Below are 11,184 nucleotides of genomic sequence, written 5' to 3'. Positions count from 1 at the left end.
AAACGCTCACACATCCGATAGCCTGCAGCAAGCCGCGTAATCACAAACCCCGTGTCCAGTTTCCGGGGTCAAGGCCCGACCTCGACCACCGAACACATGATCTAGGCGGGCGTGATGTCACCAAGCTTCCACGTTCGATCGAAATATGGTTCGAGAGGTCCGTAGAAGCGGAAATACGAGAACCAGTGCCGACCCGCAATGGTCTGAACCCAATTGGATTCCTTCCCTTCCGGAGCAGTCGGTCCATAGAAAAGATCTACCGAACCGTCCTCGTTGACAACAAGATCGGCATCTCGCGAGCCACGGTCGCCTCGCCCTTGCTCGTTGTCGATCAGGCACCGCGTGTCGATCGAGTAGACCGTCGCAGACCAGAACAGTTTTGCCGGGACATCGGCAGGTACGTGGAGTGTGTAGCTGTTTCCGCCGTCCAACCAGTGACCGTCAGCGTCGGAGTAACTACCCAGATATGCCTGACTGAACCGTGCCGGGTTTCTTGCCGCTCCTATGCTGGCGACATCTCCGGCTGGAGAATCGATAATTGAGAGTAATAGACGGCCTCGAACTCGTCCGGAGTGACATAGTCCAAGGTGCTGTGCAGACGGCGGGTATTGAACCAATCCACCCACTCCATCGTCGCGAATTCGATGTCGTCGATCGTCTTGATCGGGCCCTGCAGAAAGGGACTACTCTTGGAAACCGCTTCTGTCTTGAACAGTCCGATCGTCGACTCCGCGAGGGCATTGTCGTAGGCGTCGCCGACACTTCCAATTGAAGCTGCAATCCCTTCCAACACAAGCGTTTCCGCGAAGGAAATAGATGTATATTGGCTACCGGCATCGCTGTGATGGATCAACCCATCACCGACCCGATGTCCACCGTGATCGCGTCGCCACAACGCCATCTTCAAGGCCGTGGTGACCATGCCCGTGTCCTTCACTGTCGAGGCATGCCAGCCGACGATTGCCCGGGAGAAGCAGTCGATCACGAAAGCGACGTAGACGAACCCCGCCCACGTTCGGCAATAAGTGAAATCGGTAACCCATGTGCGGTTCGGAGCTTCAGCGGTGAAATCGCGATCGAGCAGGTCTGGTGCCCGCCGGCTGTCCTTGCCGCCTGGAATCGTGGTTCGGTGCTGTCTGCCTCTGACCACCCCGTTCAGTCCTTCGTCGCGCATCAAACGGTCGACGGTGCAGGCAGCGACGTGGTGGCCTTTGCGGCGCAGATAAGCCGTCATCTTTCGTCGGCCGTAGAGCCCTTCGGCAGTGCCGATCGTGGACCGCAGTTCCTTGGTGAGGTGGGCGTCGGTGATCGTCCTTGCAGATGGTGGTGAGGTTTTCCAGTTGCGGTATGTGCGTGGGGCGACCTGGATTCCTTGTGTGGTGAGCACTCGGCAGATCGACTCGACCCTGAAATTTTGTGCACGCATGTCGTCGATGAACTGGACTATCAGCGGCGGCGAGGGTCGAGTTCCCTCGCGAAGAGAATCGATGCCGACTTCAGAATTTCGTTGGCTTCCTTGAGTTCTCGGTTCTCACGCTCGAGTTCCTTGATCCGCATTTGCTCCGCGGTGCTCGCTCCGGGCACCTCCTGAGCATCGACCTGGGCTTTCCTGGTCCAGTTCCGCAGCGATTCGGCACCAATGCCGAGTTTCGGGCCTATCACCTGGCATGCGGAGTAGACGGACCGATATTCGTCGAGGTGATCGAGGACCATCTTGACGGCTCGCTCACGCTGCTCGAGTGGGTAACGCTTGGGCATGATCTGCATCCTTCACAAAAACGGATGCGGCATCAAACCCGGCACGGTTCAGACCGAGTCCAGGCGTCGTACTCTTCATCGCCTTGGAGAAGCTGACTGCCTCGTAGAACCACGACGCGCGTTCGTAGAACTCGTCGTAGTTGCCGCCTCGCTGAGCGGAGTTGTCCAGAACAATCGCCAAGTCCCACTGACGATCCGGCCAGTAGCGTGAACCGGGGAAGCGTTTGACAAAGGCATTCGCCTGAGCGAACACCACCCCCACTTCGACTGCCCGCTGCAAGATCTTCCGCAAGCGATCGTCCGGGGCAAACGGTTTGCCCCTCTCAATCCCCAGCTGCCGAAGCCACGCCATCGGGAACCGGTCGCGCTCTTCGACAGGTTCGTCCTGCACGATGTCGTGTAAAAGTTCCCAGTACCGAAGGTCTCGCGGCTGAATTCCGCTCCAGGGCTTGCCGTCCGGTGAGACCAGACGCGTCGGAGTCGGATTCTCACGATCGGAGTACGGGTACACCCGGACAGCGTCGACCAACGCGTCCGAGCGCGCCGGGTCCGGATCGAGCGTGCGGAAGCCGAACATGATGTGCATCATCGGGGAGCGGACAACCGTGTATTCACCTGTGTCCTCGACACTCTGGCCTGGGCCGACTACCAGGGTCTTGCCGCCCTTGCCTGCATCGGGGCCCATCTCACCGAGCACCGCGAATTCTCGTTGCCAGAAATCTGCGATGCCCCCGGCGGTCGGCCCCGCCGGCAACTCGATTACCAACGGACCCGTTGTACCGAGATCGAAGAAGTTCAAGATGTACGGAGTCGTCGCGTTGGCGGTGATCAGGCCCAGTCGGTCACGATAGGAGCGGTAGACGACGATATCGGATGCAGTTGCTCCGAAGATGTTGGTATGCACGTCCATCCACTGCGCCCAGGATACGATGGGGATGGCCCACAAGTACGCCTGCACCGCAGTCTGGAAGTCGAGTTCGTCGAACACCGTCGCGATGTGGTCGCGAGCGGGAAGCTCTCCGTCCCTGGGGACAACTCCGGAGGAATACGTCAATTTGATGTCGGCCATACCCAGATGGTCCGGAAAAGAACCACGCCGCGAATCACCCACACCGGGTGAACCAGTAGTTCAGTGCGTCCAGTTCAGTGCCGGCATGGCAGCGTTCGGAGCCGAACAGCTTCTTCGCGGAGACAAAATAAGTTCTTCGGCAACCGCGCCCCGACGATCGAGGCGATCACCCGGTCCCAGCAGCGCCAAGTTACTGCAGATCGAGGTGCAACCGCAGCGCATCCTCGAGCGCGGCGAAAGTCTCCGTCCCGACCTTGCCGACCGGTTCAGGATCCAGACGCCGAACCGATACCGACCGTACCTGCTCCGCTTGCGCTTTCGACGCTCGCGCCAAACCTGACTCGTCGGACTCGACAATCACCTGAAACGGAAACACGTGCGCGGTATTGGTAGTCAACGGAACCACGGTGATCACGCCCCTGCCGAGATTTTCTGCAGTAGCGTTGGCCCGGTCGTTGCTCACCACCACCGCCGGTCGTCGTTTCGCCGCTTCACTGCCCTGCGCGGGATCGAGATCCACCCAGTGAATGTGCGCGCGGCGAATCATTCCGTGTCTGCCGTGACAGCGTCCCACACTTCATCTACGTCACCTTCGGCAAAGGCTGCAGCGTAGTCACGTTCGAGTCCGGACGTCGAGAGTAGGCGGAGCGCGGCTCGAATTCCTGCCGACCGGCCACGAAGTCCGTGATCACGCACATACTCGTCGAGTAGATGTGCATCCTCGTCAGGCAGACTTATGGTAAATTTCATGGTCATACTTTAAGCGTACCAAAGTATGATCTGGTGGTCACCGCGAAAACGGCTACACCGCCCCGCCAGTAAGAAAAAGCCATTCAAAGGAAGCAACCACCCCGACGCGTCTCCGAACCTCATAGCCACCCGGAGATGCCGTGCTGATTTGATGTACCTTCGCGGTCAACAACCCTGCGATCTGGACGAGCACCGTCGACATCATTCAGGAGTGGTGACCCAGGACCAGATCGCTGGCGTTTCGGTGATAGCGATCCGCGACTGCGCTAGCGAGGTGGCAGAAGTTGATCCAGAAGAACCTTGGCACCGGTAAGCGACAACGCTCGATTCGCCCGGCGCAACTCACGTAACGCGGCCAAAGGTTGCTCCGAAGCAAAAATTCCCTCTGCCGCCAGTACGTCTACAGCCCAACGCCTTCCGGCTTGGACCGTTTCATGCTTGAAGGCTACCGCCCTTCTACCGGGAGCGCCTGACGCAAACTCCGCTCTTGCAGACTCGGCGCTCAACAAGTCTCAGCCAACCGACGGCACTTCGGTGATGGCGTCGGCGGTCACGAGCATGTCGATCTCGACGCTGTTGGTTCCGTCGCCATCGGTGACGCGCACAGTTACCCCTGCCAGAGTCATTGGTCGTCGTGCATTTCCGCCCAGAATTTCAATTCAGATAGCGACTTCCATCGAAAATGGTTGTTACACAGTCACTTAAGAAAGAGAACTGACACAACTTGAAAGTTACCGGTGAGATATTTCCACTGTTACCGATCGCCATCCGAGCAACAAACCACGGGCCATCGGATCCCCGTCGCATGACGAAAGACGTGCGGGCCGATCCACATGATCAACTGTCGGCGCCGCCTCGGATGTCGTCGCGGTGCAGGGACGCGAGTTCGGCGAGGTGAGTTCCGACCCGATCAACCGGGGACACCAACCGTGACGAGATCGCGAGAACCTCGTCCTGCACCTATCCCACCGGTCGGCAGATGCACACAACGGCCTAACGTCGACCACGTCCAGCGCCGTCGTCTCGACAGCAGGACCCACACCACCATCAAATGCCGAGAGCTGCGTGCATGGTGCGATATTGAGCGTCCCTTTCGCCCTTCCGGACTTACCCGTGGACGTGCAAACTCATACAGTTACCGTGGACGCGCAGTCACACTTAGTTTACTGTGGGCACATCTGAGATAGATGCCACAAAGGAGCCCGAAATGCAGTTCCTAACACTTCGTCGCACGCGGCGTAACGCGCCATCTGTCCGGTTAACTCCGGGGCGCAATACCGTCAACGAACATCGCGATTACCACGACACTCTGCGCACACTGTCCGAGGCATCCTCGACAGGGCTCCACTTCGAGGCGTTCAAAGACATCGCCTGGAATTCGCCCGAGTTCGCCGCCCCCGCGGACGACCCAAGATGGACACTCCCCGCGGTCGACCCCTTGTCCCACACCGACTGGTACCGCGCGCTCTCACCCCAGGAACAACGGCGGGTTGCCCGGATTCGGCTCGCATCTATAACAAAGACCGGCTCCCAGTTCGAGCAACTGCTCCTTCTCGGCGGTACCCAGTTCTTGATGGGCCTGGCGAACGAGAACCCCGAATTCCGCTACTTCATGCACGAACTCACCGAAGAGACACACCACATCCAGATGTTTCAGGAGTTCACCAACCGGGTGGCTCCGGAGGTCCACGGTGCCCCAACGTGGCTTGTCAAGGCCTTCCCCCTGGTCGGTTCGCTGGGATCGCTGTGGCCCAGTTTCTTCTTTCAGATCATCCTCGCTGGAGAGGAGCCGATCGACCACATCCAGAAGAGCATCATGCGCGGCGGTGGCATTCACCCGCTCACCGACCGCATCATGCAGATCCATCTCGCCGAGGAAGCACGTCACATCGGGTTCGCCCATGCATGGTTGCGCCATCACGCTCCGCGCATGAGCCGATTCAACCGCCTCGCACTCGGCCTCACCACGCCTGTAGTCATGCGCATAGGGTTTTGGTCCATCGTCGTCCCGAGCCGGCAGGACGCCACGTTGCTGGGTATCCCCCGCAATGTTCTGCGCGAGACCTATTCGATGCGCAACCCCGATTTCCGGCGACTCCTTACAGAGTCCTGCGCAGACGTCCGGAGCCTCGCCGACGCCAACGGAATGCGCACCCGGCTCACCCTCTGGTCCTGGCGGCTTACCGGAACCGACGGCCGGCTGTCGCGTTACCGCAACGAGCCGTCGAGGGCCGCGGCTTGACGATCTGCAACCCGCGACGCAGCTGCCCCTGTCCCACTTCGGCAGACAGCTGCGTTACCCGCTCACCGCGGTCGAGGCAATGGCGCACAGATATCAGCGCGCCAACCACAGGCCCACACCCGAATCGCCCCATCGAATTGTAGGAAGCGCATCCATCGAGGCCGAACCGGTGACGTCAGTGCCGGCCGAGTCATCAGTGCCGGCGGAGACGCAACATTTCCGATGCCGTAGCGAATTCGCTTTTGCTACTGCAGGTTTGGGTACAACGTACTGCGAGCGATGTTCAGCACTTCCGCGATTCGGTCATGGATACGCCGTCGGCCTTCATCTTGGACCGGCAATAGAGTCACAGGCCGACCGCGCCGAGCAGAGCTTCTCCTGGATCGACGACGGCAACAACGGCCGCGACGAACAGCAGCGCCATCGCAATGGTCATCACAGCACCGAGCGATCCGAGGACGACGAACATCCGACGGTGGGCACCGTTTGTCGTGTCCGACGACCTGTAGCGTCGGAAGGCGATGACGGTTCCGGTTGCGACTACAGCGATCACCCCGGCGATAGCGACAATCGCCGCCCAGTTGTAGTGCTCGACCTGTGTGAGCAACTCGAGCAGTGGCGGCCTGGAGTCTCCGCTGCGCACACCGTTCTCGATCAGAGACTGCGCTGTCTGCCCGTCCGAGTTGTCCGCGGAGAGCATCGGAAGCAGCGCGACTACGGGTGCGACCGTCGACTGGATGTTGAGCACAGCCACAGACACCGAAAACAATGACAGCACAGTCGTAGTGGCCGCCGCGACCACGCAACCTACGCCGGCCGTCAGAGATCGCCGCCACAGGGTCGTCGCGAGCAGACCCAGAACCGCGGTCAGCAGCACCGAGATGACGATCTTGATCGCGTGCCACTCGAACCAGTAGTCCACCATCTCCGCCAAGCCGAGCGGATAGGTGCGGACTCCGCTACCCCAGTAGTCGACCAAGCCGCGGCCGAGCAGCTCACTCATGACGGATTGATCCTGGAACTGCGGATAGCGTCCGCGTAACAACGCGGCCGGGCCTAGAACGAACGCGGCCACCAATGCCGCTCCGGCGCATGACAACGCAACGATCGACCAGCCGTTTCGGTTGACGGACGTACTCATTGACGACTCCCTTCCGGGAGAGAGTCAATCAGCAGGTACGCGGCTGCACATCCATCTGCAGTACTACATCTGACGAACGAGGTACCAGCTCAGGATTCGATGCTCTATCGACAGCCGCGCCGGACTCTGGCAATCATCACGCACGGCCAGGATCAACCCTGCACCCGCGATGAAGTCGGATTCGGCAACCCCATATCTGCATCGACCACGTTGTTGTGCATCGTTTTTGCCTCCACGTCCCCACTGGACGCAAAACGTGAGTTGCTCCCGCCGCGCCCATCCATACCGCCGCAGGAGGCGACCGTGATGCGATTGAGTAAGCGCCAAGAAGAGATCATCGAACGGGTCGCCGAAGGCTATTCCGGTAAAGTAGTAGCACGCTTACTCGGAATTTCACCCGAAACCGTGAGTCCCACCTTCACGCATAATCGATCGAACGGTCTGCAGGAATGCAGGTTTGAAGCGATCAGCGCTATTTGCGAACATCGAGTTGACGGCCACCGTGCAGGACACTGAATGCGTCCCGACACTCGGAACTCGCCCGTCAATCGTTCCGTCACAGCCGCGGCCGACCATTTCTACCGAGCACTGGGCCACAGAGTTCCGAGAGTCACAGCGTCGATTCGGATCGATTCGTAGGCCGACTACGATCTTCATCTCAACAGGGCCAGCGCATCACTACTGGTGAGATGATGCATGATCGTGGATGGGTAGTAAGGCACTCAGGTTCTCGGTGAGGCACTAGAAGGTGATCTGGGATTTTCACCGCCGTGGAGAAATACTACGAGAGATCGGGCGGGTCCTCGGCCAAACGATCATGTGTTCTGTGAACCATCCTGCTCAGGCAGCGACCGGTGCCGGGGGACGGTTCGCGAACTGTACGCCGCAGCCACACCCGCATGTAGTTCACTTAGTGCGGGTGTGGCTGTGGCGCAACTACATTCCGGGTCAGGGAGTGACGGTGATGCCGGGCGCGGAGTTGAACTTGAGCGCCCCGGTCATCTTCGCCGTTCCGGCTCCTGCTGCCGGGCAGGATGCGCTTCCCCCGTTGGAGGTGAAGTTCACCGTTCCGGTGTTGTTGGCGGTGACGGTATGTGTTGTGTTGCTGTAGGGCACGGGGCCGGCAGTGCTGGCGGTGACGTCGATGACGCAGCTACCAGCGACTACGTGAGCTCCACCGTTGGGGATTTTGATACTTCCCATCGGTGATCCACTGTCGGCGTTGACGTTCAGAGCCCAGGAACCGGCCGTGGTGATCGTTGCCGGCACACCTTCGAGGTCACATCCGGACAGTCCCACGCTCGCGATGTTGATGTTGATGCCGCCCGTTCCGGAGTTCACGTTACCGGGCGCCGCAGGGGTGGTTCCGGTTCCGCTGACGCTGGTGCAGTACAACTCGAGACCGCCGGTTGTCACGAAACTGAGCCCACTGCTGGTGGCCGTCACCGGAGTGGCTGTGGCGGGGCTGATCGTGGTGGACGCTGCTGCGATCCCGGATGCAGCGATGGTCAATGCGGCTGCTGCCCCGACGATCGCGGGGGCCTTGCCGAGCATTGTGCGTGATGACATGTGATGTGCCTTTCTGTCGAATACCTTTGGGGTGAACCGTCAGTCGAAAGAAATTCAGGCGGGTGTGATCTCTACCCGGCGGCTCCCATCTGCGCCACAGCTGCAGGTTCGGCTGCCTGCGCAGCGGAAGCTGCCGGCGGTCGTACCTTGCGCGCGGCGACGGTGTAGACGTCGCTGGAAGTGGTCAGAGAGTTCTTTCCGCTGGCCGAGGGGGTTCCTGCTCGCAGGTTCACCGCCCAGTTGAGTGCACCGAAGACCCCGCACCCGCTAGCGGCAGGAGCTGCGAAGAGATTGTCGGTGTGCTGAACGGCAGGGAACACTGCTCCGGGATATTCGCCGATGGGCTGCGAGGGCGGGTTACCGGTGGTCGTGAGGTGGAGGTTGATCGGGTTCGCCGTGGAGCCGAGATAGCAGTTGTTACCCAACAACGAGTTCGACAGTTTCAGTCGTACCGGCATCGTCAGCTCTTGATCGAGCACCTTGATGTTCGGTAGCCCAACAGCTTCGACTGTTGCGGTGATCTGGGTCAGATTCAGTGGAGTGTCGATTCCGATGGCGCCACCCGGGACGGAGATCGGGTTCGAGTACACCCCGTTTCGGCCGTCCGGCTTGGGGACGAAGGTTTCGACGAAGCTGCCGTCGGGTTGGGTGGCGTACTTGACTCCGCCGGCGATCTTCAGTCCGCCGTCGGGGACGGGCACGGTCAACCCCCCGATTTTCATCGAACCGCCGCGCACCACAACAGTCGCGCAGGTTGCGACATCGAGGTCTTCAACGGGGCATGACGACCACCCGTCGAACGTCAAAGGAGTAGCGGCGGGTGTACCGGACGAACCGAGCGAGGAATTCTCCTCAGCAGTAGCGACGCCTCCTCCTATCAATGCAAGGGCTGCAGCGATCGCCATCGTGGGGACAACTCGGGTTCTCAAGGCATTCTTGGACATTGGGCTCCTCAGGCATGGAATCGACGCACCGTACATCACTCGTTTTTGGTGTGTCGCGAGTCACATCTATGTGCTCGGAGCGAAGGCTACCGACCAGTAGTACTCGAAGTCACACAAACCGGAGAAAGTTCAACCCTTTCGGGGATGCTCTCGTACTTTCGGTGGCGTTTCATCGACGCTCAGCGGGGACTTTCGACTCTGTTCTGCCGTTGTGCGAGTACGAATGTTCCTTCTGTATGAGCGTTTTTCCCCGTGTGTAGAACCCTCGATCTGATTCCGGACACAGTCGTCGCCCTAGAGCTCAGGAGCGTTCGCCTTTGTCGGTGACGAACAGAACGACGCCGATGGCGCCGCTGAAGCGCTCACGGACGCGGTGCGGGTTGCGACGGTGTCACTGATACGGGTGAACACCTCCATATCTTCCTGCAAGGAGGCATGGGTGGTTCCGGCGCACAGGGTCCATCCGAGACGGTGTGCGGTGGGTGTCGGTGAGTTCCCCTTCGGGATGGCGGTCTTGACGATATCGCTGATGGCGTCCACCCGATGCGCAAAGTCGACGGTGGGGTCGAGGTGAGTTCATGCCGTCCGCAGATTGGTGGGTTCTCGACGATCTGGTGCGCGAGGGGTGAAGAACATTGCCAGCTGCTCCCCTGCTCCACTTCTCATGCCGACCGTTGCTCCGCCGACGGTTTCGTTGACGGAGCGGTACCAGTCCAAGATGAAGTGTTCGACGATCGCTCCCTTGGATGGAAAGTGGAAGTAGACAGCGCCTTTGGCAAGGACTGTACAGCCGCCGTTGCGGTGTCCTCGTTTCGTTCCGCTTCCGACAACTCAGCAATATTGTGGTCGTTCTTTCGCGGGCGTGAGGGTCGCGGATCGATTCCAGCTGACGGTCGGATCAGGGGCAACACTCTTGCGTTCCCACTCTCCGTGTCGTTTTCACGATCGAACGGCAAGCGGCTTAGTCCATTCCGACTTCCGTTACCAGATTGCGATTTCGTACGTGAATGCCAAGGACCACTGCCGGTGGTGTGATCGCTGTGGCCGCTGCAATAGCGGGCGCGAGGGGGTTGAACCCGAGACGTCCCCCACCGTCGAGGAACTCTTGTGCGGCGATTGATGCGCAACAGGAGTGGAACGCGTTTCCGCGGATGCGGATCACGACGACGACGGCGAGTGCGATGCAGAAACCCCGGTCCCATGTGTTCGCGTTGAGCTTGCTGACGGTGACGATGGCGATGGCGAAGATTGCATTCACAAATTTCGGCGAAAGTTCGCCGTTCGTGGCGCACAGCCGATATCGATCCAGGCCTTCATGGAAAAATACTGGCCATGCGCACAGGATTCGGAGCGTGGATTCGCGGCCAGATCGATGCTCGGGGCTACGAGAGCACCGAGGAGGCTGCGCGGGCACTAGGGGTGTATCCGTCGTTGTTGCGTCATTGGGCAACGATCGTGCGGTCGCCATCCCCGCAAGTTCTTCGGCAAGTCGCAGTGCTGTTCGATGCGCCGATCCAAGAAGTGCTGATTGCCGCCGGCTACATGACCGAAGAAGAGAACCGTCCCCTTTCCCCTACCAGGATGTCGCTGCAACAAATGTCGAACAAGCAAATCCTGGACGAAATACGGCGCCGTGAGGTTCACCCCGGATGGTGGACACCGAGATAGCGGGACCGAGGGTTCCGCTGGGAGGATGTCCTCATGTCCCGCA

At 59.9% G+C, this 11,184-nt stretch carries 13 protein-coding genes; 3 read left to right on the top strand and 10 right to left on the bottom strand.

The window, feature by feature from the left end; all coding sequences use genetic code 11:
- Positions 1-101: 101 nt before the first annotated feature.
- The 6 genes from V3587_RS30495 to V3587_RS30470 form a co-directional block, all read right to left on the bottom strand.
- Complete coding sequence (locus V3587_RS30495) at positions 102-617, bottom strand: DUF1214 domain-containing protein (protein WP_283377708.1); 516 nt, start codon at positions 615-617, stop codon at positions 102-104.
- A protein-coding gene (locus tag V3587_RS30490; RefSeq protein WP_283377707.1) for an IS3 family transposase occupies positions 503-1,758 on the bottom strand; the annotation gives its coding sequence in 2 pieces (ribosomal slippage) (positions 503-1,482 and positions 1,482-1,758; 1,257 coding nt in all). The genes V3587_RS30495 and V3587_RS30490 overlap by 115 nt, the downstream gene beginning before the upstream one ends.
- Positions 1,727-2,827 (bottom strand): DUF1254 domain-containing protein, encoded by a 1,101-nt coding sequence (locus tag V3587_RS30485; protein ID WP_261779122.1) that lies wholly within the window; start codon positions 2,825-2,827, stop codon positions 1,727-1,729. The genes V3587_RS30490 and V3587_RS30485 overlap by 32 nt, the downstream gene beginning before the upstream one ends.
- A gap of 190 nt (positions 2,828-3,017) precedes the next feature.
- The gene (locus tag V3587_RS30480; protein WP_019749913.1) at positions 3,018-3,374 is read right to left on the bottom strand and encodes a type II toxin-antitoxin system PemK/MazF family toxin; all 357 of its coding nucleotides are present in this window, start codon (positions 3,372-3,374) and stop codon (positions 3,018-3,020) included.
- Entirely contained in the window at positions 3,371-3,577 is a 207-nt protein-coding gene (locus V3587_RS30475; protein ID WP_241896167.1) for a ribbon-helix-helix domain-containing protein, read from the bottom strand. The genes V3587_RS30480 and V3587_RS30475 overlap by 4 nt, the downstream gene beginning before the upstream one ends.
- An 837-nt stretch (positions 3,578-4,414) precedes the next feature.
- The gene (locus V3587_RS30470) at positions 4,415-4,537 is read right to left on the bottom strand and encodes a hypothetical protein (RefSeq protein WP_283377706.1); all 123 of its coding nucleotides are present in this window, start codon (positions 4,535-4,537) and stop codon (positions 4,415-4,417) included.
- Between the two features lie 247 nt (positions 4,538-4,784).
- Between V3587_RS30470 and V3587_RS30465 the strand changes: the two genes are divergently transcribed.
- Complete coding sequence (locus V3587_RS30465; protein ID WP_283377705.1) at positions 4,785-5,819, top strand: AurF N-oxygenase family protein; 1,035 nt, start codon at positions 4,785-4,787, stop codon at positions 5,817-5,819.
- A gap of 346 nt (positions 5,820-6,165) precedes the next feature.
- Here V3587_RS30465 and V3587_RS30460 read toward each other — a convergent pair whose 3' ends face one another.
- Positions 6,166-6,960 (bottom strand): hypothetical protein, encoded by a 795-nt coding sequence (locus tag V3587_RS30460; RefSeq protein ID WP_019749918.1) that lies wholly within the window; start codon positions 6,958-6,960, stop codon positions 6,166-6,168.
- Between the two features lie 99 nt (positions 6,961-7,059).
- Here V3587_RS30460 and V3587_RS30455 point away from each other — a divergent pair, with 99 nt between their 5' ends.
- Entirely contained in the window at positions 7,060-7,476 is a 417-nt protein-coding gene (locus V3587_RS30455; RefSeq protein WP_019749919.1) for a LuxR C-terminal-related transcriptional regulator, read from the top strand.
- A 432-nt stretch (positions 7,477-7,908) separates the two neighbouring features.
- Here the strand turns inward: V3587_RS30455 and V3587_RS30450 are convergent, their stop codons facing one another.
- The 3 genes from V3587_RS30450 to V3587_RS30440 form a co-directional block, all read right to left on the bottom strand.
- The gene (locus tag V3587_RS30450; protein WP_228118167.1) at positions 7,909-8,529 is read right to left on the bottom strand and encodes a hypothetical protein; all 621 of its coding nucleotides are present in this window, start codon (positions 8,527-8,529) and stop codon (positions 7,909-7,911) included.
- A 71-nt stretch (positions 8,530-8,600) separates the two neighbouring features.
- Positions 8,601-9,473, bottom strand: coding sequence for a hypothetical protein (locus V3587_RS30445; protein ID WP_019749922.1), 873 nt, complete (start codon positions 9,471-9,473; stop codon positions 8,601-8,603).
- Positions 9,474-10,434: 961 nt separating this feature from the next.
- A complete protein-coding gene (locus tag V3587_RS30440; RefSeq protein WP_019749925.1) occupies positions 10,435-10,731 on the bottom strand; it encodes a hypothetical protein in 297 nt (98 codons plus the stop codon).
- A gap of 74 nt (positions 10,732-10,805) precedes the next feature.
- Here V3587_RS30440 and V3587_RS30435 point away from each other — a divergent pair, with 74 nt between their 5' ends.
- Positions 10,806-11,141 carry an XRE family transcriptional regulator gene (locus V3587_RS30435; protein ID WP_182263468.1) on the top strand — a complete coding sequence of 112 codons (336 nt, stop codon included), beginning with the start codon at positions 10,806-10,808 and terminating at the stop codon, positions 11,139-11,141.
- The last annotated feature ends 43 nt before the right edge of the window (positions 11,142-11,184 follow it).

This window comes from Rhodococcus sp. IEGM 1306 (genome assembly GCF_036541985.1).
GTDB classification, from domain to species: Bacteria; Actinomycetota; Actinomycetes; order Mycobacteriales; family Mycobacteriaceae; genus Rhodococcus_F; species Rhodococcus_F qingshengii.
Note: the sequence above shows the minus strand (reverse complement) of the source record. Positions and strands in the feature narration are given on the sequence as shown.